The following is a 24,983-nucleotide window of genomic DNA, read 5'->3' as shown; positions in this document are numbered from 1 at the left end:
CAGTATTTCAGGAGAACCAATGAAAAAACGTTTACTTCCAGGATTGATCACCCTGCTCGCAGCCCAGCCTGCGCTTGCTCTGGATCTGATGGAAACCTACGAGAAAGCCCTGTCTTACGACTCCGGCATTGCCTCTGCCATGGCACAGTTCCAGGCCCAGCAGGCCGCCAGTGATGTGAGCAAGAGCTCTTTGTTGCCGCAGATTGGTGCGTTTGCTGAAGGCAGCCACGTTTCTGCAGATCCGAAACGGGGCTCTGCAACAAACAACCGCCCATTCAGCTATGGCGTACAGCTTACTCAACCCATCTTCCGGGCCGACAACTGGTTCCGCTACGACGCCAGCCAGTTCCAGACCGAAGCCGCCCAGGCCCAGTACAACCTGGCCCAGCAGCAGCTGATTCTGGATGTGGCCACCGCCTACTTTAACGTGCTGCGCGCCCAGGATACCGTAACAACCGCCCGCGCTACCGAAGCCGCCATCCAGCGCCAGTACGAACAGGCCCAGGAGCGTTTCGACGTAGGCCTGATTGCGATCACCGAAGTATACGAGGCCCGCGCCAGCTACGACGACAGCAAGAGCCAGCGCATCGCCGCCGAGAACCAGCTGAACGTGGCGCGCGAACAATTGGCCCGGTTGACCGGTGAATACGCGGAAGACCTGGAAAATCTGCGGGAGAACTTCCCGCTGGGCCGCCCGGAGCCGATGAACCCGAATGACTGGGAAAATACTGCGCTCGACCAGAACTGGGCGATTCAGGCGGCCATGTCGCAGCTAAACGCCAGCGAGGCGAACCTTAAAGTGGCCAAGTCCGGCCATCTGCCAACTCTTGACCTTACTGCGTCATACAGTGAAACCGACATTCATGGCCGGGAAAACGCCAGCCAGTTTGAAGGATCACAAGGCGTCATCGGCCTGCAGCTGAACGTTCCCCTTTACATGGGCGGTGGTACCGAAGCCGGCGTGCGCCAACAGCGTTCACTGGTCACCGTGGCCGAGCAGGACCTGAACACCACGCGCCGGGATGTGCAGGTGAACACCCGCAGCCTGTTCCTGACCGTTAACAACAATGTGGAAACTGCCTCTGCTCTTGAGCAAACCATCATCTCCCGCCGCAGCGCACTGGATGCAACCCGCGCCGGCTACGATGTAGGTACACGGAACATTGTGGAAGTGCTGGATGCCGAACGCGCTTACTACGTAGCGCTGCGGGATTACGCCAACGCCCGGTATGACTACGTGATCAACACCCTGCAACTGAAGCAGGCGGCAGGCACCCTGAGCCCGCAGGACCTGATTGATCTGAACAACTGGCTCAGCGAAGGCGCCCGGGGCATTGAAGCCCTGGCCGAAGAAGGAAAAACACTGGACGACCCGATGCAGTAAGCGGGCTAACCGTGCTGAATTCCGGGTGCCAGCGCGGCACCCGGAGTTACAACCGCTCCGTAATACCCTCCACGACCTTATCCAGCGCACCCCGGTTCTTGTTGACTACTGCCAATGCCCGCTCACCGTATGCCTTCAGCGCCTCCGGATCGTCCATCAGTGAACAGATTGCCCGGGCCAGCTCATCCGCATTTTCGACCAACTGGACACCCTGATCATCCAGTAAGCGCTGATAGATTGTCTCGAAATTAAACACATGAGTGCCGGAGAATACCGGAATGCCCCAGGCCGCAGGCTCCAGCGGATTGTGCCCTCCCCGCTCGATCAGTGAGCCGCCCACGAAGGCGAGGTCACTGGCTCCGTAAAGCATCATCAGCTCTCCCATGGTGTCGCCAAGATACACCTCCGCACCAGCGAGAGATGCTCCTGTTGACCGGCGAACCACGGAAAAGCCCTCGCCTTGAGCCATCTCAGCTACCGAATCAAACCGCTCCGGATGCCGGGGCACAATGATGAGTAAGGCATCGGCGTGCTGAGCCAGAATCTGGCGATGAGCCGCCAGCAATTGCTCGTCTTCTCCGGTGTGGGTGCTGCCGGCAATCCAGACGGGGCGCTCACCCAGGGATTTTCGGAAGCTGACAGAGGCCGCACGGACATCATCAGGAATATCCACATCGAATTTTACGCTGCCGGTGACCTCAACATTTCCCGGAGCCACTCCAATGCGGCGAAACCGCTCCGCGTCTTTCTCCGCCTGCGCAGCCACCCAGCTGATGCTTTTGATAATCGGTGCTGCCACGCCCCGAACCCGCTCATACCCCCGGGCAGATCGTTCAGACAGGCGGGCATTGATCAGAAAAACAGGCACCCGACGGTGTCGGCACTGGCGGATCATATTGGGCCAGATTTCCGTTTCCATGATCACCAGGATGCGGGGGTTAACACGATTCAGGAAGCGCCGAATACCTCCTGGCGTGTCGTAAGGAGCATAGGCATAGGCTACCCTGTCACCAAACATCTTCCGGGCCTGGGCCAGCCCGGTATCGGTCATGGCTGTCATCAGGATGGTCGCACCCAGGTTACGGGCCAGCAGGCGCCGGACCATGGGGCCGGCGGCAATGGTTTCACCCACCGAAACCGCGTGCACCCAGATCACCGGGCCGTGTAGTTGGGGCACCAGCCCAAGGCGATGTTGCCAGTCTTGCCGCAACGCCGGCGCCTTACGGCCTTGCCACCAGAGCCGGACAAGGATAAACGGCAGGGCGAGCCGGATCAGCAGGGAATAGATAAACTGGAACACGCAGGACTCCCGGCAAAACAGTGCGTTATCATAGGGATAAATTTGCTGTGGACGGGCATCTTGCCCCCCGGTAAAACGTTTGTCGATGCAGGATTCACGATTTTGAAAAAGAAGTACCGCAAACTCCCCAGAAACACCGACTACTCAGCTTACCGTCATCCCCGCTGGTGGCCAACCTGGCTGGGCATTGCGGTGATGTGGCTGGCTGCGCAGTTACCCATTCGTTTTCAGTGGTGGCTGGGAAAGATAATCGGCCTGGTTGCCTGGAAACTGGCGAAGAGCCGGCGACATATTACCGAAACCAACATCCGGCTGTGTTTTCCGGAGCTGAACAAGCACCAACAGGACGCACTGGTGCGCAATGCCTTTATCGCCAACGGCATTGGCGTGATGGAACTGGGCATTGCCTGGTTCCGAAACCCGGCCAAACTCACTGGCATCACGCAGGTTCATGGCGTGGAGCATCTTGAGAAAGCGCTGGAAGGCGGCCACGGCGTGCTGCTTCTGGGCGGTCATTACAGCACACTCGATCTGGGCGGCAGCCTGGTAACCGAGTTTATTAACGCGGATGTGATGCAGCGGGACCACAACAACCCGCTGATGAACGCAGTGATGACCCGGGCCCGGGGCCGGCGTTATGGCACAGTGCTCGGCGCCAAAGACCTGCGCGGCTTATTCAAGTGCCTGAAGCAAAACCACGCTGTGTGGTACGCCACCGACCAGGATTACGGTCGCAAAGACATCGTTTTTGCCCCTTTCTTCGGCATTCCGGCCGGCAGCATTACCGCCACCTCCCGGATTGTGGAGCGCAGCAAATGCAAGGTAGTGCCGTTCAGCCACTTCCGCCGCGAAGACAAACCGGGCTACGACATTTATTTCCAGCCGGCGCTGGAAAATTTCCCGACCGGTGATGACCTGCAAGATGCTACCCGCATCAACGCCATCATCGAACAGGAAATCCGCAAGGCGCCGGATCAGTACCTCTGGATGCACCGCCGCTTCAAAACCCGGCCGGACAAAGACGACCCCGGCTTCTATGGCCGCAAACGCAAGAAAAAAGGCTAGTCCCTTGGAAGACGATGCGCAGGCGCCGGCAATCTGGCTGATTACCGACAACAAACCCGGCCACCGCAGCCAGTTGCGAGGCCTTGCCGGGCGTTTGCGCGCACTAACGGGTGCAAAGCTGTATTGGTTAAACGCCGCGGATTACCCCGTGCCGCTGTGGCGGGCTTTGCTGGGGCTCGCTCCCACTCTGGACAAGGCCTTGCCCCAACCTGACCTGATTGTTGCGGCAGGTTCCGGCACTCACCGGCTGCTACTGGCCCTGCGCCGGTACCGCAAGGCAAAAACACTGGTACTGATGAAACCAGCCTTTCCCCTTAACTGGGTAGATGGCGCCATCATTCCCGCCCACGACGACGTAAAACCTTCAAAAACCGTGCTGAACACGGAGGGCGTCATCAATGCAATCACGCCGCTGGCCGAACTGACCGGCAAGCCCAACGCACTCATACTCGTCGGTGGTCCCTCGGAGCACTTTGACTGGAACAACGACACAATCACCTCGCAGATCAGCGACCTGATTGCCCGATACCCCCGGTGGCACTGGACCATCAGCGATTCCCGGCGCACACCGGAGGCTCTTTACCGGCGACTGACGGAACTTCAAAGTGAAACCATCTCGGTTGTTCACCACAGCCAGACCTGCGACGACTGGCTGAAATACCAACTGGCAGATTCCCGGGCTGTCTGGGTAACGCCAGACAGCATGTCCATGGTGTGTGAAGCCGCCACCTCTGGCGTTCCTACCGGCATTTTCGACCTGCCCCCCCGGGCGGGTAGCCGGGTGGTTAATGGCATTAGCCGTTTAGCCAGGCTCGGGCTGGTCGCCCACTGGAGCGACCATGCCAGTGTAATGGCAGAACACCGGCCACAACACCCGAGGCTATGGGAAGCCGACAGAGCAGCGCGCTGGATCATCGAACGATTTCCCCGCCTTCTCCAGCCCAGACAAGACAAGGAGCAACGACCGTGAAAATACTGCAGGCCTTGCCCGCCTTGTACAGCGGTGGCGTGGAACGTGGCACCGTAGAGTTTGCGGCAGAACTGGTTAAACGCGGCCACCAGTCATTCGTGGTCTCCAACGGTGGCCCAATGGCCGAACAAGTTCGCGGCCAGGGCTCGACTCATATCCACATGCCCATTCATCGTAAAACACCCGCCTCGTTCGGGCAGGTTTTGCCGATGCGCAAACTGCTGCAAGAGCTCAAGCCGGATATTGTGCACGTGCGCTCCAGGATGCCCGCATGGATTATTCATCTGGCCCTGAAAACACTGCCACGGAACGAACACCCGGCCATAGTCTCGACTTTCCACGGCATGTATTCCGTCAATCCGTACAGCGCCATCATGGCCAGGGCAGACCGGGTGATTGCGGTGTCCAATTGCGTGCGGGATTACGTACAGAAGAACTTCCATGTTCCGGAAGACAAACTGACGGTAATCCAGCGCGGCGTAGACATTGACGCCTTCCGCAACCGCGCCATCAACGGCCAGTGGCTTGATATCCTGCTATCACGGTTTCCACAACTGGCTGGCAAGAAGATCATCATGATGCCCGGCCGAATTTCCCGCTGGAAAGGCCAACTGCATTTCATGGAAGCCATGGCCAGAATCGTACGCCAACGGCCGGACTGTCACGGCATCATCGTTGGCGGCGCAGAGCCCGGTAAGGAAAGATTTCTGCAAGAGCTGGAAAAAGAACGCAGCCGCCTGGGTCTGACCGACAAGGTCACCTTCCTGGGCCAGCGCAATGACATGACCAACCTGTACCTGCTGGCCGATGTGGTTTGCCATATGTCCACCAAGCCTGAACCCTTCGGGCGGACAGTAACCGAAGCCCTGGCGTCCGGCACACCGGTGGTGGCTTACAACCGGGGCGGTGCGGCCGAAACCCTGCAGGCCTGTTTCCGCGAGGGACTGGTTACGCCGGATGATACCGGAGCCTTCGCCAGTGCGGTGCTGGGCCTGCTGGATAAGCCCCGGCCGGAGATTGAATTGCCGGAGCGGTTTTTGTTGCGGGCCCAGACGGAGGGGACGCTTCGGGTTTATCAACAAGCCCTGAACGGAAAACCGGTTTGAAGGTCGCCCTGATATTCGCAACGCCTGGTAGTGCCTGGGGGGGCATGGAAAAACATGTGGCGGACCTGGCGGAAGCCCTCACGGGCATCGGACACGAGGTGCACATAATCGCCCATCCCGACTACCGCTCGCACTTCCCATTCGCCGAGTTTCACCCGTGCCCGATGAAGCTGAGCCGAAACAACCCTTGGCTTCGTTGGTGCGTTTCCCGGATATTGAAGCGGGTTTCTCCTGATGTCGCCCACGCCCACGGCAATAAAGCTGCCCTCATACTGGGCAGGTTGCCTCGTCAGACCTGGCAAACCGTAGGGACTATTCACGGAAGCAAATCACACCTTCGCCCTTTCCTTCTGCTGGACAAAGTCATTGCCGTCAGCGGGTCGATCTACGAGGGCCTGAGTCACCCGTCCCGTCATCTGATTTACAATGGAATCCGGAAGGAAACTCCTAAATCGCCCCCCGGCAACCATCCACTCCCCGAAACAACGAACGTCATTGCTGCCGGGAGACTGGAGGCAGTAAAGGGCTTCGATATGCTAATTCAGGCATGGAGTATGATCCATGACCGTTTTCCGACGGCACACCTAACCATCTTTGGTGATGGCTCTGAAGCCAGAAACCTGCATCGGCTGATTGACGATGAAGGCCTGAGACACTCTGTGACGATGGCAGGGCACCAAACAACACTGGCGTCGGCACTGTCCCACGCCGACTTGATGGTTCTCAGCTCAAGGCGGGAAGGGTTTCCTTACGTGTTGATCGAAGCCTTGATGGCCGGACTACCGGTTGTCTCAACCCCGGTGTCAGGCAGTGTCGACCTGCTTCCAGACAACGCTCTCGCCAGGGACATTTCCGCTCAGGCTATCGCCGACGTGATCGCTAGCGCACTGAACAACCTGGGTGGTCTTCAAGAATCTGAGCAATCCGCATTTGACTATGCGCAGACACATCTCACGCTCAGGGGCATGGCAGAGGCAACCGTCAGAGTGTATCAAGCCGAATAGTACCTGCGAGAGCGTCTTACCGCTCCTCGCCACCGGAACGACTGATTCCCTCAAGCACCTGCAGCTCCCTTGCCTTCGCCAATCGCATGAAATTACGGTTAGCGGCCACAACAGAAACACTGAACCCGAACCAGCCATTCAATACCTGGCGGTGAATCAGGTAATACTTCAAAAACTTCAAAGGAAATTCGATCATCAGACGCGGGGTCGAAATTCGCCGGCCCTTCCCATACAGGAACCGGGCCTGCTCGCTGGACAGTTGAGTGTATTTTCTTTCCATCTGCTCCAGAGAGATCAATGTCTTGTGCAAGACATCGCCTTTGAGCTCCAACACACTACCTGTATGCACTCTAGGCCGGTCGTCGTTACTGTGTTTTTCGGCATGGATCGCAGCCCGTTTCCGGTTGTAAAGCCGCAGGATCTTCTTGGACTTGTCATGCCGAAAAGGGTGCCTCGGGTTGGGGGACGACAAAACCCAGCGCATACGATAGCCAGCGACATCCGGAGAGATCGGCTTGGAGAACAGCTGCTTGATGTTGCGCACCAGCGTATCGGAAAGCACTTCATCAGCATCCAGATCAAGCACCCAGTCATTCACGCAAAGGCTGGCGGCATAGGCCTTTTGGCTCGCAAAGCCTTCCCATTCCCGATAAACCACCCGGGCGCCTGCGGCCTCCGCTAGCTCACAGGTTCGGTCTGTGCTTCCCGAATCAACAACGATGATTTCACCAGCCCACTCCTTCACCATCTCAAGAGATTCCGGCAGCCTTTCCTCTTCATTCAACGTGATGTAGTAAACCGATAACGGCAGTTTCATCATAAACACCCGCAAACTGGCCCCTACTCGGCCCCAAACACTGCCGAGTTAGCGCACCTATGATAATATTTGGCCATCAGAAAAGGCTAATGCTGACCGAAAGCTACGCGTGGAGCAAACACATGATTTACCCCGTCATTATGGCCGGAGGGACGGGCTCGCGCCTTTGGCCGTTATCTAGGCAACTGAACCCCAAGCAGTTCCTGAAACTGACGGACCAACATCTATCCATGTTGCAGTTGACCGTAGCCCGGCTGGACGGCATGGAGTCGGCCGACCCACTCCTGATCTGCAACGAAGAGCACCGATTTCTGGCGGCTGAGCAAATGCGCCAGGCGGGCTACAAAGATGCCCGAATTATCCTGGAGCCCTGTGGGCGCAACACGGCACCGGCCATCGCTCTGGCAGCACTGCAACTGGTTAAAAACATCGATGAAAACCAGAACCCGCTGATGCTGGTTCTGGCGGCAGACCACCTGATCAAGCACATCGCTGCGTTCCAGAGCTGCATCCAGAAGGCCGTGCCCCTGGCTCAACAGAATAAGCTGGTGACTTTCGGCATAGTACCCGGTCATGCGGAAACCGCTTACGGCTACATTCAGCAAGGCCCAATACTGGCCGACGACAGTTTCAGCGTCAGCCGGTTTGTAGAGAAGCCCGACCAGACAGCTGCGGAAAAATACCTCGCATCCGGTGATTACCTCTGGAACAGCGGCATGTTCCTTTTCGGCGCCCGCACCTACCTTCAGGAACTGCAAAAACACCGCCCGGATATCCTCGCCATCTGCCAGGCTGCGCTGGATGATGCCAGTGAAGACCTGCACTTCACCCGTGTGAACGAGAGTGTATTCGCCGAATGCCCGGAAGACTCCATCGACTACGCCGTAATGGAAAAAACCGACAACGCCGCCGTGGTCTCTCTGGATGCAGGCTGGAGTGATATCGGCTCCTGGTCTGCCCTGTGGGAAGTGAGTGAGAAAGACGCCAATGGCAACTGTTTCTCCGGCGACGTGATCGCCCACAGCACTGAAAGCACTCTGGTGCGGGCAGACAACCGCCTGGTGGCGACCGTGGGCGTGAAAGACCTGGTGATCATCGAAACCAAAGACGCCCTACTGGTTGCCCACAAAGACCAGGTTCAGGATGTGAAGAAAATCGTGGAAGCCATCAAAAACGATGGCCGGCACGAACACATGAACCACCGGGAAGTTTACCGGCCCTGGGGTGTATATGATTCTATCGATAACGGCCACCGCTACCAGGTGAAACGCATCACCGTGAAGCCCGGCGCCAAGCTATCTGTCCAGATGCACCACCACCGGGCAGAACACTGGATTGTGGTCAGCGGCACGGCCAAAGTCACCAACGGCGACGATTCCTATCTGGTCACGGAAAACCAATCCACCTACATTCCGGTCGGCCAGATCCATTGCCTGGAAAACCCCGGTGTGATCGATCTGGAACTGATCGAAGTACAATCCGGATCTTATTTGGGTGAAGACGATATTGTGAGATTTAAGGATCGGTACGGCAAAGCATGAGCAAACTTAAGTATTACCTGATCGCTGGCCTGTTACGTTTTGTCAGTCTTCTACCGCTGGGAACCGCTCAATTCATCGGCAACTGGGCTGGGCTCCTGGCGTGGAAACTAGGCGGCAGGCCACGGAAGATTACCGACATCAATCTGGAAATCTGTCTGCCCGAACTTACGAAAAAGGAACGCCAGGAACTATCCCGGGCTTCTCTGGCTCACACAGGCATGACAGCTTTGGAAATTCCCCTGATGTGGGAATGGCCCGTAGAGAAGTGCCTTGGGTTGATCAAGGAAACCGAGGGTCTGGAACTGGTTGACGAAGCCCTGGCGACGGGCAAAGGCTTAATCTTGCTCGCGCCGCACCTGGGCAACTGGGAGCTGACCGGCCTGTTTTTCTCCTCCCGCTACAAAATGGCAGCGCTCTATAGCCCTCCGCACATCAAGGAATTCGAGGATTATATGATTCGGGTGAGAGGACGCCTTGGTTCCGAACTGGTGCGCGGCGACCGTAGAGGGCTGATGCGACTGATGGGCATTTTGAAGGAAGGCGGTGTAGCCGGCATTCTCCCGGACCAGTCACCCCGTGGCAAAACCAACGCCTACGCGCCCTTTTTCGGCATGGAGGTGATGACCATGACACTGGTAGGGAAACTGGTTCAGAAAACCGGAGCCAACGTGCTGGTTACCTACGCCCAACGCCTGCCCAACGGCGAAGGCTTCAAGATTCTGGTCACTCCGGCGGAGCCTGGCATTGGTGCCGATGATGCAGTGGCCGGCGCCACCGCCTTGAATCAATCCGTGGAAAAGGTGGTACGAATGGCCCCTGAGCAGTACCAGTGGGAGTACAAACGTATGCGGCACCGGCCACCGGGGAATCCGAATCCTTATAAGCCCGGACAGATTTGTCAGTAACCAGCTATCAGTTGCGCTCGGCCAGAACTTTGCGATAGAGCTCACAGTAGCGACGACCGATAGCTTCAGGGCTGAAGTTTTTCAGGCCCTCAAGTGCCTTGGTCGCCAAGCCTTCCGCCAGAGCTGGCTCTTCAAGCAATTCCTGAATGGCAGAGGCCAAAGCTTCAGAGTCGCCGGCAGGTACTAAAAGCCCATTTTCGCGATCCTTGATCAGATCCGGTATGCCTCCGGCGCTCGCGCCGATCACAGGCACCCGATGTTGCATGGCTTCCAGGATGGTGGAACCCAGCCCCTCTGAGAGCGACGGGAACACAAAAACGTCCAGCGCAGCCAACCAGTCCCCAACATCGTCCCGATGACCCAGAAAGCTGATGTTCGGCAAGGCCTCCGCGAGCTCTTTGAGCCAATCTTCATCAGGGCCCTCACCCAGAAACACAAAATGCAGGTCCGGGGCGGAGTCCAGCAACTTTCGTGCAGCGTTAATCGTGACCTGATATCCCTTGTGCTTCAGCAATCGACCAACCTGCCCCACGAGCCGTTTGCCAGGATATTGGCTTCGTATTGCTCTCACACGCCGAGGCTCTGCAGGAAATGCGGAAAAACTTGATGGGATGACAACGGTATTGGCAGATTCCAAGCGCTGGCTGACAATGCGCCGGATAGCGGAGCTCAGGCACACCACTGTTTGCGCCCGACTATAGGCACTGGTAGTCAGCCGACCACTGCCAATAGGGTTGTCAACGCGCCTTGTAATAATATAAGGCGTTCCGCGAACGACGGATTCAATCCAGCCCCAGTATACCGCCTTGCCATCGTGACAATGAACCAGGTCCCAGCCACCTCCACTATGCCCGAGAACAAAGTGGGAGCATTCCCGAACCCCGAGATTAGGGGTGCCCTTCAGCTCACTGAAAAGACGACTTCCCGGCCGCGCTATCAGCGTTTGACAAATATTCTGACCAGCGAGCTCCCGGATCAGGTTAACCGTCTGTCGTTCGCCACCGGAGAAGCCCCCGGCCAGATTTACATGGCAAATGTGCATACCAACTCGGCCCAGTCGATGTTTTAATGGCGGCAGTGTAAGAGATCGACCTTAAAAAGGACATAACACCGTGAAGCTACTCGTAATCAGCTCCTATGTAGACACCTGGAATTCGGTTCGTCCGGAAGCCGAAATGCTTATCGGGCTCGCAAAGCTCGGTGTCGAAGTTGAGCTGATGACACAACCCGATGCAGAGTATCGCTCTCGCTTTGAAACCAACGGAATCAAGGTACACGGTTTCCATCCGAGAAAGAAAATTGAACCTGAAGCCATTCGCAGAATCCGCCAGCTTCTGAAAGAAGGCGAGTTCGACGCCGTTTACTGTTTTAACAACAAAGCCATCGCCAACACCAACCTTGCGGCCATCGGCCTGCCAGTCAAAGTTATGACCTATCGAGGCCAAACCGGCAATATCAGCCGCTGGGACCCAAGCGGCTACCTCACCCATCTCAGCCCGAGAGTGGATCGGATTATCTGTGTTTCCAAAGCAACCCGCGATGACCTTCAAAAGCACGTCTGGGGCAACAAAAACAAAGTGTGCACGGTCTATAAAGGCCACGATCTCGACTGGTACCAGGATACGCCGGTAGACCTCAAACAATTTGGAGTACCGGATGGCGCCTTTGTGATTGGGTCGGTGGCAAACATCCGCCCCAGAAAAGGACTGCCAATTCTGCTGAAAGCCACACACATGTTACCCCGGGACAGCAACATCCACTTACTTCTCGTGGGACGGGGAATGGACAATCCAGAGGTTCAGGCGCTAATCCAGGCCAGCCCGATGGCCGACAGGATTCACCTGACTGGATTCAGAAAAGACGCGCCGGCCATCATTGCGTCCTGTCAGGTATCCGTGCTGGCGTCAACCAAACGAGAGGGGCTTCCTAAAACGGTAATTGAAGCTATGGCCTATGGTGTTGCACCAATCGTCAGTGATACCGGAGGGAGTGCGGAGCTCATTGAAGATGGCGTTTCCGGCATACGCGTAACGCCCGGTAGCGCTGAAGAAATTGCTGCCGGCATTCAGCGGCTGCATGAATCCCCAGATCTATGCGCCAATATGGGCGAAAGCGCCCAAAAAAGGATCGCCTCGCACTTTCATGTACAGCAGTCGTCTGAAGCCCTTTTGAAGGTGCTGAACGAAACCGTCAGCGGCGAGTTTTAATCCAGAGCGCTGCGTATTTGTTGAAGGCATAAATGGCGGTGGTGACGGCCAGCAAAAACCCATGCCGGCCGTCCAAAAACCCTCTTTGAAGCAGATACTTCCGGACAAACGCTCCAAGGCTGTGGCTACAGGCAGAGAACAGTGAGGCTTTCTTGCCACGACGGGCCCGGCCCTCAGCCCAATCCTCCGCATATCGAACGGATTTCGCCATGTAGTCCGGGAAATTAGTGGCGGTATAGTGCAGCAAATCCCCGTCAAGCGTTTCTGCGCTGGCATCGGGGCAGTGAACCTTTTCATGCACCAGAGCGTCGTCATACCCGTATTCTTCACGGCGGTACAACCGGACTACTTTATCGGGATACCAGCCAGAGTGCCGGATGAAACGGCCAAAAAACCACGACAACCGCTTTACCTGAAACACCTTCTTCGCCGGAGCCTGTTCGATGGCGCGCTGAATGGATGAGGCCAGTTCCGGGGTGACCACTTCGTCGGTATCGATCCAGAACAACCACTCACCCTGCACGTGGCCCTGAGCTCTCTGGCGCTGCGGACCAAAGCCTGGCCAGTCGTCAGACCGGAAAATGCGCGCGCCAAACTGCTCCGCGATGGCCAGCGTATCGTCCGTCGAACCGGAATCCAGAATCACAACCTCATCGGCGAACGCCAGGCTCTCCAGGCACTTGGCGAATTCAGGCCCGGCATTTTTGGTGATCAGTACCGCGCTGAGTTTCACTGGCACGCCTCCAGAACCCGCTGCACCGAAATGCCCGTCAGACAGTTGTAATGGCCGAAACGGCAGGTGCGCTCAAAGCAGGGGCTGCACTCCACCGGATGCCGGACAATCGTCGCCTTATCCGTCAGCGGCGGAGTGAAATCGGGGCTGGTGGAACCGTAGATGGCAACCACTTCAGCACCCGAGGCCGCAGCCACATGCATCAAACCGGAATCGTGACTGACCACTTTGCGGCAATGACTGAACAGGTCCACGGTATCTTCCAGGCGGGTTTTACCGCAAAGGTTGAACACGCTTTCCTGACCATTGGCAATCTCGTCACCCGACTCAACATCTTTCGGACCACCCATAATCCAGACCTGAAAGCCCTGCTGCACCAGTTTTTCAGCGAGCGCCCGGTGGTTTTCAAGGGGCCACTGCTTTGCCGGGCCGAACTCCGCACCGGGGCAGATCGCAATGACGGGACATTCCGGGTCCAGGCCCAGTTTGCCCATCACGTCTTTCAGGTTCGCCTTGTCGATCGTCAGTGACGGTTGTGGCACATCAAACTGATAGTTCTCGTAATCCGCCTTGCTGGCCCCAAGCCCCATGTAACGCCACACGGTTTTGTCGGTGATGGTAGAGCCGTCTCGGGTTGGGTGTCTGCGCCGGGCATCGGTCAGCAGAATCGAACGCCCTTCCCCGCTGAAGCCAACCCGCTCGGGAATGCCTGCAAAGAAAGGAATCAAAGCGGACTTGAACGAACGCGGCAGGACAATCGCTTTATCGTACCCTTTCAGCGTTCGGGCCAATCGCCACTGGGCCTTCAGGGCCAGCTCACCACTTTTCCAGGGTGCCGCAATACCTTTGTTTACCTCTGGCATCCGAGCGATGATCGGAAGCGACCACCCGGGGGCCAACACGTCGATTTCTGCTTGCGGGTCCTGATGCTTGAGGGACATGAACAGCGCCTGAGCCATAACCATGTCACCCACCCAAGACGGGCCAACCACCAGATATTTCATCGATCCAGCCAAGCCAGGTAGGCCGCTACACCATTGGCAACGTCAGTGAACGAATCGGTATAGCCCGCATCACGCAACGCACTGACATTCGCCTGGGTGAAGCTCTGATAGCGGCCTTTCAGCTCATCCGGGAAAGGGATGAACTCCACCTTGCCCTTACCGTGGTATTGGATGACCGCCTCCGCCACCTCCAGGAACGACTGGGCACGGCCGGTGCCCAGGTTGAAAATGCCGGACTGGTCCGGATTATCATAGAACCACAGGTTCACCTTGCACACGTCGTCTACATATACAAAGTCACGCTGTTGCCCACCGTCAGAATAGCCATCCCAACCTTGGAACAGCTTGGGATTCTGGCCAGCTTTGATCTGTTCGTGCAGGTGATAGGCCACGGACGCCATCTTGCCCTTGTGCTGCTCTCTGGGGCCGTAGACGTTGAAGTAACGGAAGCCGACAATCTGGCTACGGGCAGACGGCAGAATCGTGCGCACGTACTGGTCAAACTGCCACTTGGAATAGCCATAGACGTTCAGTGGCCGTTCGCACTCGCGCGCTTCCCGGAACTCATCGCTGGCGCCGTAGACCGCCGCACTGGAGGCGTAGAGAAAAGGCACTTTGTGGTCCAGGCACCAATGCAGCAACACCTTGGAGTAGGTGTAGTTGTTCTCCATCATGAACTTGCCGTCCCACTCGGTGGTGTCTGAACACGCCCCTTCGTGGAAGATCGCCCGGATGCCCACCGGCAGGTCATTCGCCTTAACCCGCTCCAGGAACTCGCCTTTGTCCATGTAATCGGTGATATCCAGTTCCGCCAGATTACGGAAATAGGTGCCGTCGGTCAGATCGTCAACAACGAGAATGTCTGTCTCGCCCCGCTGATTAAGTGCGTGGACAATGTTCGCTCCGATGAAACCGGCACCGCCAGTGACGACAATCATGGTAAGGCTCCTGAAAATTCCGTGCGGGCGGGCCTGACAACGGCCCGGAATATGGCTGCCATCTTAACCTCTTTTACCCATAGCTAAAACCGCCAAAACCATTCACATCAGTGGCGAAGAACACTGTGAACACTGCATTAACAGCCGTTTAGTACGGAAAAAAGCATATGGGACGCCTTAAGCCACCATGGTACACTTTGCGCCTTCTAGCCGGTGCCGTGAAACACCGGCGCGCCCAGATGAAAGCTAACACCGGAGGCTCCCATGTCCCAGCCAAGCAGCTACCTCGCCACTCTGGAACGGCACCGCAAAACCTTTGCCATTCTGGAAGAGTATCAAGAAGTGGCGGAACAACTGCTCGAGCTTACCCGGCAGTGCCTGAAAAGCGGCGGCAAGGTCATCTTTATGGGTAACGGCGGCAGTGCAGCAGACTCTCAGCACTTGGCGGCCGAGTTTATGGTTCGCTACAAGAAAGAGCGCGGCCCGTTAGCGTCCATCGCGCTGACTACAGACACCTCGATTCTGACCGCGCACCCCAATGACTACGAGTTTGAAACCGTGTTCGAGCGGCAAGTGCTGGGGCTGGGCAAGCCTGAGGATCTGGTGATCGGCCTGACCACCTCCGGCCAGAGCGAGAACATCAACCGGGCCCTGAAAGCCGCCAACGAACTTGGCGCCGGAACCGTTGCCCTCACTGGCAGAGACGGCGGCAAGGTAAAAGACATCGCCAAATTGTCCATCATCATCAACAGTGACGAAACCGCCCGCATCCAGGAGGCCCACATGTTCATTGGCCACTGGCTGTGTGAAGCAATGGATGAGGTGGTGCTGTCCGGAGGCCTTGACTGATGCTTGACCTGGCCCGGCTGAACCAACTTCAGAACGCCTCTGTGCTGGTGATTGGCGATGTCATGCTCGATCGCTATTTCATCGGTGACACCAACCGCATTTCACCGGAAGCACCGGTGCCGGTGGTACGTGTCGCCCACACAGAAGACCGGGCCGGCGGTGCCGCCAACGTTGCCAGAAACATTGCCCACCTTGACGGCCAGGCCGCCATTCTGGGCATCATCGGCAACGACACAGACGGTCGTTTGCTGAAGGATCTTCTGGTCAAGGAAAAGGTCCATTCCGAGCTTCTGGAACTGGACGACGCACGCACCATATCCAAAACCCGTATTATCTCCCGCCATCAACAGATGGTTCGGCTCGACATGGAAGATACCTTCCCCGTCGCCCAAGCCGAGAGCGTCAAAAAACGTTACGGCGAGCTGGTTGAGCAATACAATACCGTCATCATCAGCGACTACGCCAAAGGCACCCTCGCCTGTGTTGGCGACTTGATCCAGACTGCACGAAAGGCCGGCAAGCAAGTGCTGGTGGACCCGAAAAGCAAGGATTTCTCCCTGTACCGGGGCGCCACAGTCATCACCCCGAACCTGACCGAATTCAAGGCGGCCGGTGGGGAAGCCTCATCCGATGAAGCGATGCTGAGTTCTGCCCGCGCCATGCTGGCCGAAGCGGGTATCGATACCATGCTGCTGACCCGTAGCGAACAAGGCATGAGCCTGATAACCCAGACTGAACATCACCATTTCCCGGCGGAAGTCCTGGAAGTGAGTGACGTCACCGGTGCCGGTGACACCGTGATCGCCACTCTGGGCACCTTGCTGAGCGCCGGGTTCGAATTGAAAGACGCGGCCTGGCTGTCCAACCTTGCGGCTGGCATTGTGGTCGCCAAACTAGGCGCCGCCACCGTTTCCCCGGAAGAGCTGGCAGCCCGCGCAAGCCACCAGTGGTCGGCCAAAACCAGCGGCTACCACCCCAGTGTCGAGCAGAGCCTGCTGCACATTGATTACGCCCGACAACAGGGCGAACGGATTGTCTTTACCAACGGTTGCTTCGACATTCTGCACGCCGGCCATGTGCGCTACCTGGCCCAGGCCCGGGCGCTCGGTGACCGACTAGTTGTCGGGCTGAACTCCGATGCCTCCGTGCGTCGCCTGAAGGGCGAAGAACGCCCGGTAAACTCACTGGAAGACCGGATGGAAGTGCTATCCGCCTTGGCCTGTGTGGACTGGGTCATCCCCTTCGGCGACAACACTGAGGAGAACGACACCCCGGAGCAACTCATCAAACGGGTGAATCCGCAGGTGCTCGCCAAAGGCGGCGATTACTCAATCGACACCATCGTCGGCGCCGACTTTGTTCAGCAAAACGGCGGTGAGGTTGCCATCCTGCCCACAGTTGAAGGCCGTTCCACCACCGGGCTGATCAAGAAAGTTCGAGGCTGATTTGTCTGCGCCACGCTCCATCTGCCTGCTGCGCCTGTCGGCCATTGGTGACACCTGCAACGCCGCTGCAGTGGTTCATGCTATCCGGCAGCATTACCCGGAAGCTGAGATCACCTGGGTGATCGGCAAGGCTGAAGCCGCGCTGATGACAGGCATGGACGGCGTCAACTTTGTTGTGTTTGACAAGAAACAGGGCCTGGCCGCATTCCGCAACCTTCGGCGCCAGCTCCAGGGCAAACGATTTGACGCCCTTCTGCTAATGCAAGTTGCGCTGCGAGCGAACCTCGCCAGTTTGTGCATATCCGCCAAACGACGAATCGGCTACGACAAAGCCAAGAGCAAAGAGCTGCACAGCCTGTTTATCAACGAGCGGATCGAGCCAACGGACAAGGTCCACGTGCTGGACAATTTCCGGCAGTTCCAGAAAACGCTGGGCATCCCCCTCGAAGCACCCGACTGGAACATTCCGGTTAATGCGGAAGAGCGGGACTGGGCCAAAGCCCAGCTCGACCCGGGCACCCGCAAACACCTTATTATCACCCCCGCCGCCTCCAACGCCGAGCGCAACTGGCTGCCCGAGCGATACGCGGCCGTGGCTGACCATGCCGCCAGTCAGGGTTTTTCCGTGTATCTGTGTGGCGGGCCGGCCGATCATGAAAAGCAATTGGCGGCCAACATTCAGGGCCAGGCCAAACACTCCCTGCATAACCTGGTTGGCCAGTCGAGCCTGAAGCAATTGTTCGCCCTGATTGGCGAGGCCAGCCTTGTGCTCGCACCAGACACCGGCCCGGCCCACATGGCCGTTGCCGCCGGCACGCCCGTTATTGGCCTGTATGCTCACAGCAACCCGAAACGTACCGGTCCCTACCTTTGGCAAAACTACGTGGTAGACGCCTACACCCCCGCCCTGAAACAGATGCGAGGGGAAACGCCGGAACAAAGCCGCTGGGGCCAGAGGCTCAAGGGCAAAGAACTGATGGAGAACATCACGACGGAACACGTTATCGACATGTTGGACCGCTATATTCAGGAACAGAACCTATGACCAACAAAGCCGTATTTCTGGACCGGGATGGCGTGATCAACGTGGATCACGGCTATGTTTATCGCAAAGAAGATTTCGAGTTTGTCGATGGTATATTCGAGGCCTGCCGGCACTTCCAGGAACAGGGTTATCTGCTGATTGTCGTCACCAACCAGTCCGGCATTGCCCGAGGCATGTACTCAGAAGCTCAATTCCAGGAGCTAACAGACTGGATGGTAGAACGATTCAAGGAACAGGGTGTGACCATCACCAAGGTTTATCATTGCCCCCACCATCCGGACTTTGGGCCTGCTGATGAACGAGACTGTGATTGCAGGAAGCCTAAGCCGGGGATGATATTGAGGGGGATTGAGGAGTTTGATTTGGACCCGGCGGAGTGCATTATGGTCGGGGATAAACCAAGTGACGTTGCAGCAGCGGAACGAGCCGGTATCGGCACAAAGGTAAGGGTGTTGACTGGCAGCCTCCTTGTGACGTTGCCGAACAACGAGGCATCACTATCTCTGCTAACGCATATTGGCCAGATTATCCACGATAGATCATCGGTCTAGTGTGATTACACAAGACCAAATAGAAAGGTAAGGAACGGGAATGCCACATCAGCCTTCAATTGAGATTTCTGGCAATTCGGGATGCACCGTAAGGCTGCTTACTCATGACCAGCGAATCATGGTTGAAAAAGAATGCGCACTCCCGTCGTATATTCCGCGTCTCCAGGCACAAATTCGCAAACAAGACAACTTCCGACACGCACTCACGAACCCTGCCATAATAGTCCCAGAACTCTATGATGAAGCGGATAATCCCGGCCTCTATTCCGCACGAATGGAATTTCTACCCTACCTGAACTTCATCGACTTCCTTGGCGTTTGTTCCGTGCCTGCGTTAATGCAAAGTATCAAAGCAATCGAAGGCTTCATCGATCACAACCTGCGAACCGAATACCAAACAGTTAATACGTCGGCTTTGTTAAAGCTGGATGAAATCTCTCGCAACGTTTCAGGGGAGCCTCACAAACAAGAGATCGACCAGCTCTTCGGGAATAAATTGCGTGACCGATTAACAAAAAAAGAAATTAATATTCCGAATGGTTGGTGTCACGGCGATTTTACCCTGTCCAACATCGTTTTTTCTGCCAATGGTAATTGCATCGGCCTATTCGATTTCCTGGACAGCTACATCGACTCCCCAATCATGGACCTAGTCAAGCTTCGACAGGATACACACCTTCACTGGTCTCTCACCAAGTCCAAAAAGCCATTCTCTCATCTTCGAGTCTGCCAAGGCCTCCGGCAATTGGATATATTTACAAAAAGTAAGCTTTCAGCTCTCGGAATCTCCGGGAAAGAGTACAACATACTCCAATCTGTCAACGTTCTAAGAATTTTGCCGTACGCCAACGACACAACCACTTTAAATTTCATTCAAACATCCCTGAAGACTCTGGAGGACTAAATGCACCTTATTCTGCCAGTTGCTGGAAGCTCATCACGGTTCCCAGACATGAAACCAAAATGGCTCCTTACTCACCCCAGGGGCCACATGATGATTGTTGAAGCGATCAAGAAGCTGGACCTGGATAAATTTGAAAGTATCAACTTGATCTGCTTACAGGAGCATGAAGACAAACATTCCGTAAGAATCGCGATTGAAACTCAGTTTGATGAAATTGGCCACAGAGACAAACTTCGTTTTATCATGCTGGAAGAACGCACACGAAACCAGCCCGAGACGGTTTATCAAGGACTCAAGACTGCGGGCATCACCGGTCCAATATTCATTAAAGACTCTGACAACCAGTTCTCTGCTCCCATTAGGGAGGGAAACCACGTCTGTTGTCTGGATCTCCACGAGCTAGAAACCGTTAACGCACGAAACAAAAGCTATATAGACATTGATGAGTATGGCTTTGTCCAAAATATTGTTGAGAAAAAGATCGTTAGCTCAACATTCTGTGTGGGAGGCTACGTTTTTGAGTCAGCCCAAACCTTTATGGACACTTATGAAAAACTGAGCAGCGACTCTCCCGACCTTTACATATCTAACATTATCTATCAGATGCTCCTGGACGGCCATACGTTCAACGCCCTGCATAGTGAAGATTATTGTGACTGGGGAACGATTCGCGAATGGAATCAATATAAGGCTCAATACTCTACGCTTTTCGTAGACCTTGATGGAACCCTGGTAGAGAACTCGGCCCAGTACAACTCACCGTACTGGGGCGAAACAAATGGCATAACAAAGAATATTCAGGTCCTGAACAAACTACACAAATCTGGAAAGGTTCAGATAATTATCACTACATCGCGGAAGGAAAGCTTTCGAGAAGCAACCATCAAGCAACTTAAGCGTCTAAATATTCCTTACGATGATATTATTTTTGGCTTGGTGCATGGCCGGAGAATCGTAATCAATGATTACGCAAGAACAAACCCGTTCAAAAGCTGTGACGCAATAAATATCAAACGCAACAGCGACGACCTCAAAGAAATGCTTGAAGAGTCTATTGGCTTTGATATTGGCATATGAAACCTGGTACGAGCATGAGAATGAGCGACTTTTCTGACATTAGCGTGGTTGTCCAAGGCCCCGTGCAGAGCTTTCAGGACCGCGAACAAGAATCAGGCATTACCCAGAAATGCCTGGAGTCAGTTCGGCAGCACCTTCCTGGTAGCACGCTGATTCTCTCAACATGGCCCGGCCAGGAACTCGCTGGGCTCGATTACGATCGGCTCGTCATATCCGAAGATCCCGGGTCTAATGTCAGGTTTTTTGGAAGGGACGGCGCGCCACATCGCTTCAACAATAACAGGCAGATAGTATCAACACGTGAGGGCTTGAGAGAGGTCACCACGAAATACGCGGTCAAATTACGTAGTGACAACTATCTGACGGGAAACAACTTCGTAGCTCTGCAACGTGAATACCCCAAAAGAACCTCAACGCATTGCTTTCTGAAAGAGAGAGTTGTCGTCTCAAACGTATTCACCAGACAGTACGCTAAAGGATTCCGGGTACCCTTCCATCTCTCTGACTTTTTCTATTTTGGCTTAACCGAAGATCTGCGAACCCTTTGGGATCTCGATCTTTTTGAGGATGCCCAAGACCCTATTCACGATAATGAAGGTGCCCTGTACAAAAGTTATCCGCCCGATTGCACTCAGATGTTCTGGATAAAGGCCCTACAGAAATTTGACACTTCAATACATGTCAACGAGTTACTGGATCGATCAGCCAGCCGGCTGGAGCAGTCTGATCTTTGTTTCGCCAACAACCTGGTAATAGCCTCCCCTGCCGACCTCGGCTTGGGGCTTTGCCAGAAGTTTCTCGGAACCGCCCGAATCTCTCGTACCAAAGGGCAATGCGCCCAGTGGCAACACTGGGAGTGGCAAGAGATTTATCGCCGTTACTGCGACCCGGATTTCCCTAAAGCACCGGCTTCAGTGAAGGCAAACCTGTTTCTGAAACGCTTGGTCCATGTGCATCCTGTCAAGCTGGAGACCATCGTCAAGCTCTACAAAAACAGACGCAGCAGTGAGTCAGGCGGCATCAAATGACCCCAGCACAACATGGCCTGGCATCCGCCCTCAAATATTTACTGCTTATCGTCATTGGCACCTTCCCTGCACTCAGCGTCATCGTTGATGGGTACGGCAGTGCCCTTTGGTATCTTTTGGGGCTCGCCGGAATCGTCTCATTTGCGATCAGCGCCAACGTTCGCAGGAGACTTTGCTTTGAACCAAAGGCCCTGCTATTCGTTGCCGCACCTTTTCTCTTCTTTATGTGGTCAATCATTATTTACTGGCTCGTTGATCCCAGCGATTTCGCAAAATCCCGTGTGGAGCGACACGCCCTGCTCTTGATCAGCATTCCTGTCATCGCACTCCTGTTTCACGCGCGGTTCCGGGCAAAGGATCTGTTACTGAGTTTTTCGCTGAGCGGTCTGGTGTTTCTGGCGTATTGGATTGTGCACGACGGCGAGGGCAGGTTAGACGGACTGGTTCATGCCATCCATTTTGGCAATATCGCCCTTATTACCTTGATACTCTGCGTTGGAGGATTACTCACCCAGAGCAAGCGTCACTGGTATGTGATAGCCGCGATGGGAAGTGTTGGCGCACTGATAGCCTTTATGGAGTCCGGATCCCGGGGCGGCCTGGTTGCTTTGTTTCTGGCACTTCTCGCCATTGGATTCTGGTTCAGTGTTACCCGAAACCAAATCCGTTACTTTGTCATTACACTCGCTCTCGTCGCTTCGGTTGCCATCGTCTCAGTCAAATTTGTTGACCCAATATCCGAACGATACGAGTTAACCCTGAATGAGATTGATAAGTTCTCAGAAGGTCAGATGTATACCTCCATGGGAATGCGCCTACTCATGTGGGATGCCGCGCTGAACGTTGTCACCGAGGCCCCTTTTATTGGCTCAGGTTTCTCGGGATACCGAACGGAAATCCTGACCCGGATTTCCGAAGGGCAACTAAAACCACTCATGTCAGATTTCTCTTCCGAGCCACACAATCAATACCTGTATCAGCTTGCCTCTCACGGCCTGATAGGTCTGTTTCTTCTACTTTTGATGCTGACCCTTCCCTTGTTCTACTTGGCCACACCTCGCCCTGGCAGCCATCTGAACCACCATATTCTGCGTGTTACGCTGGCTGTGATTTTTCTATCGTTCATCTTGTTTGGACTTACCATCACTCTGTTTGATCAGAGGAGAATTCTTCAGAACTTTGGATTGTATTATTCTGTCGCAGCCTGGTTCATCTGTAACACTAACAGGAAGAGTCTACATTGAGAGCCGTCATCGCTATCAGGCAAATCCAAAGACACACGGGTGCGGTTCGGAACGTTATCGAGCACTGCAAGTACCTCAAGGCCCTGGGCTATGAAACTACGATCATAGCTGAACGGTATAACCGAGAAATCCTGGATGAGTGTGGAGCGGATTTTGTTCGCATCATGCGATGGCCAATCAAAGGGGCCTATCGCCGAACCTGGTTTGATAAGCGTGTACAACACTGGCTGAGAGCAAACCCCTACGACCTCTTTTTCAGTCATGGTGACAGCCACAGCAATGACATCCTGGTGATGCACAACTGTGTCAGATTGCATGAAGAAACATGCGGCACACCTGAACTTGATGTTGCAGCATTCCATGACTCCGTCATCTCGGCAGGAGATTATCGGGCGCTCATCACCAACTCCAAGCTTATGGCCGATGATTTCCAGCAGCGATATTCAGTGCCCAACGACAAACTACGAGTTTTCTATCAGGGCGTTGACACCAGTCTGTTCAACGTGTCTGACAAAGAAGCACTCCGGTGTAAAGCTCGCCGAGAACTGCAGCTCCCTGAAACATCCAAGGTTCTTGGACTGATCACCTCCGGAGACTTTACCAAACGAAACGTTCGTTTCTTTCTGGAGGTCGCCGGATTTCTTGCAGCAAACACATCCTTTCCGATTGAATTCCTTGTCGTGGGGAAATCCAACAGTACTCGTTTTGCCGACCAGATATCAGTAAACGGCCTGCAGTCCCGGATTCGATTTATCGACCCGGTACCAAACGTCCACGAACTGTTTCATGCCTTGGATTTGCACATATTCCCCGCCTTACTGGAAGAATATGGCCGTGTAGTTCTGGAGGGGCTGGCCTGTGGAGTGCCTACAATCGCAAGTGACAACGTCGGCGTCGCTGAGTTGATGCAGGATCACTCAGTGCCAGAGGTAATCAGTGGCTACAACCTGGAGGAGTGGGGTAAAGCCGCGCAGAACATGCTGACAGACCCTGACGCAGGAAAGCGAGCTAGTCAGGCGGCGGCAAGTCTTGCCCAACAGTATTCAATGGTAAACCAAAAACAGGCTATGGCGGATCTATTGAGCTCTCTCATCAAACGTTAGTGGAGGCGTTGTACCCCTCAAGGAAAAACTGCCATTCACGCTCCAGCTCTTCGCCATAAGCCTTATTCAGGGAACGCTTCAACCGATCTAACGTATTACCTTTCCAGGAAGTCCGATAAGGGGTTCGGGAGCGCAGCTCACCTTTATCAAAGTCTATCAGGTGGGTTGAAGTCTCTCCGACCAGGATGTTGAAACAGTTCAAATCCGCGTGATACACACCCGCATCATGGAATTGACGAATCACTTGCCCAATTTCGCGCCAACGGGTTGCGTCCAGGGACAGAGCAACATCCCCTAATGGGCGAACACCTTGCAAGCGTTCGATGATAATGGCCGAGGAGTAAAGTACCCCCTTGCGCTGGTACACAACAGCCACGGGCTTAGGAACAGGAAGCCCCAAAACACGGAGCTGGACTAACAGTCGGAATTCAACGAACGCGCGCACGCGCACCTCGCCTGCGTATAGGTACCGATCACGTATCAGCTTTCCGACCAATCCTCCCCGACGGTAATGGCGAAGCACCCAATGTTCCGGGCTGCGCTCAATAAACCAGGCGCTCCCACGCCCCCCCGAAGAAACCGGTACCGCGCGCTCACCCCAATAATCAGGGTCAAACCAATCAGGGTCGAACTGCTCTGCCCACTCAGGCACCACCAGTGCGTTGATGCCATCGCGACTTATGTGTACTTCCGTATCTGAGCCCACCACCGAACCTCTCACAAGGCCATTCACCAACAACTCTAATAAAAAAGCCGCCCCACG

The 24,983-nt window shown here is 55.2% G+C and carries 24 protein-coding genes; 17 read left to right on the top strand and 7 right to left on the bottom strand.

The window, feature by feature from the left end; translation table 11 throughout:
* The first annotated feature begins 19 nt into the window (after positions 1-19).
* The gene (locus tag LWH94_RS05800) at positions 20-1,384 is read left to right on the top strand and encodes a TolC family outer membrane protein (protein ID WP_058341508.1); all 1,365 of its coding nucleotides are present in this window, start codon (positions 20-22) and stop codon (positions 1,382-1,384) included.
* Between the two features lie 46 nt (positions 1,385-1,430).
* On the opposite strand, the gene waaA is transcribed toward LWH94_RS05800, so the two are convergent.
* Positions 1,431-2,684, bottom strand: a complete 1,254-nt coding sequence (gene waaA, locus LWH94_RS05795) for a lipid IV(A) 3-deoxy-D-manno-octulosonic acid transferase (RefSeq protein ID WP_232901519.1) — start codon at positions 2,682-2,684, stop codon at positions 1,431-1,433.
* 102 nt (positions 2,685-2,786) lie between these two features.
* Between waaA and lpxL the strand changes: the two genes are divergently transcribed.
* The 4 genes from lpxL to LWH94_RS05775 are packed head-to-tail and all read left to right on the top strand — an operon-like array spanning position 2,787 to position 6,829.
* Entirely contained in the window at positions 2,787-3,749 is a 963-nt protein-coding gene (gene lpxL, locus LWH94_RS05790) for an LpxL/LpxP family Kdo(2)-lipid IV(A) lauroyl/palmitoleoyl acyltransferase (RefSeq protein ID WP_232901518.1), read from the top strand.
* Between the two features lie 4 nt (positions 3,750-3,753).
* Positions 3,754-4,719 carry a mitochondrial fission ELM1 family protein gene (locus tag LWH94_RS05785; protein ID WP_232901517.1) on the top strand — a complete coding sequence of 322 codons (966 nt, stop codon included), beginning with the start codon at positions 3,754-3,756 and terminating at the stop codon, positions 4,717-4,719.
* Positions 4,716-5,825, top strand: a complete 1,110-nt coding sequence (locus LWH94_RS05780) for a glycosyltransferase family 4 protein (protein ID WP_232901516.1) — start codon at positions 4,716-4,718, stop codon at positions 5,823-5,825. Before LWH94_RS05785 ends, LWH94_RS05780 begins: the two co-directional genes overlap by 4 nt.
* Positions 5,822-6,829 (top strand): glycosyltransferase, encoded by a 1,008-nt coding sequence (locus LWH94_RS05775; protein ID WP_232901515.1) that lies wholly within the window; start codon positions 5,822-5,824, stop codon positions 6,827-6,829. Before LWH94_RS05780 ends, LWH94_RS05775 begins: the two co-directional genes overlap by 4 nt.
* Before the next feature lie 16 nt (positions 6,830-6,845).
* On the opposite strand, the gene LWH94_RS05770 is transcribed toward LWH94_RS05775, so the two are convergent.
* On the bottom strand, positions 6,846-7,649 hold the full coding sequence (locus tag LWH94_RS05770) for a glycosyltransferase family 2 protein (RefSeq protein ID WP_232901572.1): 804 nt from the start codon (positions 7,647-7,649) through the stop codon (positions 6,846-6,848).
* Positions 7,650-7,768: 119 nt separating this feature from the next.
* Between LWH94_RS05770 and LWH94_RS05765 the strand changes: the two genes are divergently transcribed.
* Positions 7,769-9,187, top strand: coding sequence for a mannose-1-phosphate guanylyltransferase/mannose-6-phosphate isomerase (locus LWH94_RS05765; protein ID WP_232901514.1), 1,419 nt, complete (start codon positions 7,769-7,771; stop codon positions 9,185-9,187).
* Positions 9,184-10,092: a lysophospholipid acyltransferase family protein gene (locus LWH94_RS05760; RefSeq protein WP_022989908.1), complete on the top strand. Its 909-nt coding sequence runs from the start codon at positions 9,184-9,186 to the stop codon at positions 10,090-10,092. The genes LWH94_RS05765 and LWH94_RS05760 overlap by 4 nt, the downstream gene beginning before the upstream one ends.
* A gap of 7 nt (positions 10,093-10,099) precedes the next feature.
* On the opposite strand, the gene LWH94_RS19400 is transcribed toward LWH94_RS05760, so the two are convergent.
* The gene (locus LWH94_RS19400; protein ID WP_036219914.1) at positions 10,100-11,134 is read right to left on the bottom strand and encodes a glycosyltransferase family 4 protein; all 1,035 of its coding nucleotides are present in this window, start codon (positions 11,132-11,134) and stop codon (positions 10,100-10,102) included.
* A gap of 70 nt (positions 11,135-11,204) precedes the next feature.
* Between LWH94_RS19400 and LWH94_RS05750 the strand changes: the two genes are divergently transcribed.
* Positions 11,205-12,299, top strand: a complete 1,095-nt coding sequence (locus LWH94_RS05750) for a glycosyltransferase family 4 protein (protein ID WP_036219916.1) — start codon at positions 11,205-11,207, stop codon at positions 12,297-12,299.
* Here LWH94_RS05750 and LWH94_RS05745 read toward each other — a convergent pair.
* From LWH94_RS05745 to rfaD, 3 genes are read right to left on the bottom strand one after another with little or no spacing between them, the layout of a single operon-like run.
* Positions 12,283-13,032 (bottom strand): glycosyltransferase family 2 protein, encoded by a 750-nt coding sequence (locus LWH94_RS05745; RefSeq protein ID WP_022989912.1) that lies wholly within the window; start codon positions 13,030-13,032, stop codon positions 12,283-12,285. The genes LWH94_RS05750 and LWH94_RS05745 overlap by 17 nt on opposite strands.
* The gene (waaF, locus tag LWH94_RS05740; RefSeq protein WP_022989913.1) at positions 13,029-14,036 is read right to left on the bottom strand and encodes a lipopolysaccharide heptosyltransferase II; all 1,008 of its coding nucleotides are present in this window, start codon (positions 14,034-14,036) and stop codon (positions 13,029-13,031) included. The genes LWH94_RS05745 and waaF overlap by 4 nt, the downstream gene beginning before the upstream one ends.
* Positions 14,033-14,974: an ADP-glyceromanno-heptose 6-epimerase gene (gene rfaD / locus LWH94_RS05735; protein WP_232901513.1), complete on the bottom strand. Its 942-nt coding sequence runs from the start codon at positions 14,972-14,974 to the stop codon at positions 14,033-14,035. The genes waaF and rfaD overlap by 4 nt, the downstream gene beginning before the upstream one ends.
* A gap of 264 nt (positions 14,975-15,238) precedes the next feature.
* On the opposite strand from rfaD, the gene LWH94_RS05730 reads away from it, so the two are divergent.
* From LWH94_RS05730 to LWH94_RS05690, 9 genes are read left to right on the top strand one after another with little or no spacing between them, the layout of a single operon-like run.
* Positions 15,239-15,823, top strand: coding sequence for a D-sedoheptulose-7-phosphate isomerase (locus LWH94_RS05730; protein WP_022989915.1), 585 nt, complete (start codon positions 15,239-15,241; stop codon positions 15,821-15,823).
* Entirely contained in the window at positions 15,820-17,268 is a 1,449-nt protein-coding gene (gene hldE / locus LWH94_RS05725) for a bifunctional D-glycero-beta-D-manno-heptose-7-phosphate kinase/D-glycero-beta-D-manno-heptose 1-phosphate adenylyltransferase HldE (RefSeq protein ID WP_413771526.1), read from the top strand. Before LWH94_RS05730 ends, hldE begins: the two co-directional genes overlap by 4 nt.
* A 1-nt stretch (position 17,269) precedes the next feature.
* Positions 17,270-18,313: a glycosyltransferase family 9 protein gene (locus tag LWH94_RS05720; protein WP_022989917.1), complete on the top strand. Its 1,044-nt coding sequence runs from the start codon at positions 17,270-17,272 to the stop codon at positions 18,311-18,313.
* Complete coding sequence (gene gmhB / locus LWH94_RS05715; protein ID WP_094625500.1) at positions 18,310-18,864, top strand: D-glycero-beta-D-manno-heptose 1,7-bisphosphate 7-phosphatase; 555 nt, start codon at positions 18,310-18,312, stop codon at positions 18,862-18,864. Before LWH94_RS05720 ends, gmhB begins: the two co-directional genes overlap by 4 nt.
* Before the next feature lie 40 nt (positions 18,865-18,904).
* The gene (locus LWH94_RS05710; RefSeq protein ID WP_094625501.1) at positions 18,905-19,768 is read left to right on the top strand and encodes an aminoglycoside phosphotransferase family protein; all 864 of its coding nucleotides are present in this window, start codon (positions 18,905-18,907) and stop codon (positions 19,766-19,768) included.
* Positions 19,769-20,845, top strand: a complete 1,077-nt coding sequence (locus LWH94_RS05705) for a hypothetical protein (RefSeq protein WP_232901512.1) — start codon at positions 19,769-19,771, stop codon at positions 20,843-20,845.
* Between the two features lie 20 nt (positions 20,846-20,865).
* Complete coding sequence (locus tag LWH94_RS05700) at positions 20,866-21,873, top strand: WavE lipopolysaccharide synthesis family protein (RefSeq protein ID WP_232901511.1); 1,008 nt, start codon at positions 20,866-20,868, stop codon at positions 21,871-21,873.
* Complete coding sequence (locus tag LWH94_RS05695; protein WP_094625504.1) at positions 21,870-23,117, top strand: O-antigen ligase family protein; 1,248 nt, start codon at positions 21,870-21,872, stop codon at positions 23,115-23,117. The genes LWH94_RS05700 and LWH94_RS05695 overlap by 4 nt, the downstream gene beginning before the upstream one ends.
* On the top strand, positions 23,114-24,220 hold the full coding sequence (locus LWH94_RS05690) for a glycosyltransferase family 4 protein (RefSeq protein WP_232901510.1): 1,107 nt from the start codon (positions 23,114-23,116) through the stop codon (positions 24,218-24,220). Before LWH94_RS05695 ends, LWH94_RS05690 begins: the two co-directional genes overlap by 4 nt.
* Here LWH94_RS05690 and LWH94_RS05685 read toward each other — a convergent pair.
* Entirely contained in the window at positions 24,210-24,926 is a 717-nt protein-coding gene (locus LWH94_RS05685) for a 3-deoxy-D-manno-octulosonic acid kinase (RefSeq protein ID WP_232901509.1), read from the bottom strand. The genes LWH94_RS05690 and LWH94_RS05685 overlap by 11 nt on opposite strands.
* Positions 24,927-24,983: the final 57 nt, after the last annotated feature.

The sequence above is a fragment of the Marinobacter sp. G11 genome (assembly GCF_021282325.1).
Taxonomy (GTDB): Bacteria; Pseudomonadota; Gammaproteobacteria; order Pseudomonadales; family Oleiphilaceae; genus Marinobacter; species Marinobacter vinifirmus.
The sequence above is the reverse complement of the archived record's forward strand: the minus strand, read 5'-3'. Positions and strand labels throughout refer to the sequence as shown.

Bases quoted from the DNA above. Each gene is read 5' to 3' on its own strand.
- LWH94_RS05800 (WP_058341508.1), top strand. From the start codon at position 20: ATGAAAAAACGTTTACTTCCAGGATTGATCACCCTGCTCGCAGCCCAG.
- LWH94_RS05770 (WP_232901572.1), bottom strand. From the start codon at position 7,649: ATGATGAAACTGCCGTTATCGGTTTACTACATCACGTTGAATGAAGAG.
- LWH94_RS05765 (WP_232901514.1), top strand. From the start codon at position 7,769: ATGATTTACCCCGTCATTATGGCCGGAGGGACGGGCTCGCGCCTTTGG.
- LWH94_RS05760 (WP_022989908.1), top strand. From the start codon at position 9,184: ATGAGCAAACTTAAGTATTACCTGATCGCTGGCCTGTTACGTTTTGTC.
- LWH94_RS19400 (WP_036219914.1), bottom strand. From the start codon at position 11,134: ATGCACATTTGCCATGTAAATCTGGCCGGGGGCTTCTCCGGTGGCGAA.
- waaF (WP_022989913.1), bottom strand. From the start codon at position 14,036: ATGAAATATCTGGTGGTTGGCCCGTCTTGGGTGGGTGACATGGTTATG.
- rfaD (WP_232901513.1), bottom strand. From the start codon at position 14,974: ATGATTGTCGTCACTGGCGGTGCCGGTTTCATCGGAGCGAACATTGTC.
- LWH94_RS05730 (WP_022989915.1), top strand. From the start codon at position 15,239: ATGTCCCAGCCAAGCAGCTACCTCGCCACTCTGGAACGGCACCGCAAA.
- gmhB (WP_094625500.1), top strand. From the start codon at position 18,310: ATGACCAACAAAGCCGTATTTCTGGACCGGGATGGCGTGATCAACGTG.
- LWH94_RS05710 (WP_094625501.1), top strand. From the start codon at position 18,905: ATGCCACATCAGCCTTCAATTGAGATTTCTGGCAATTCGGGATGCACC.
- LWH94_RS05705 (WP_232901512.1), top strand. From the start codon at position 19,769: ATGCACCTTATTCTGCCAGTTGCTGGAAGCTCATCACGGTTCCCAGAC.
- LWH94_RS05700 (WP_232901511.1), top strand. From the start codon at position 20,866: ATGAGCGACTTTTCTGACATTAGCGTGGTTGTCCAAGGCCCCGTGCAG.
- LWH94_RS05695 (WP_094625504.1), top strand. From the start codon at position 21,870: ATGACCCCAGCACAACATGGCCTGGCATCCGCCCTCAAATATTTACTG.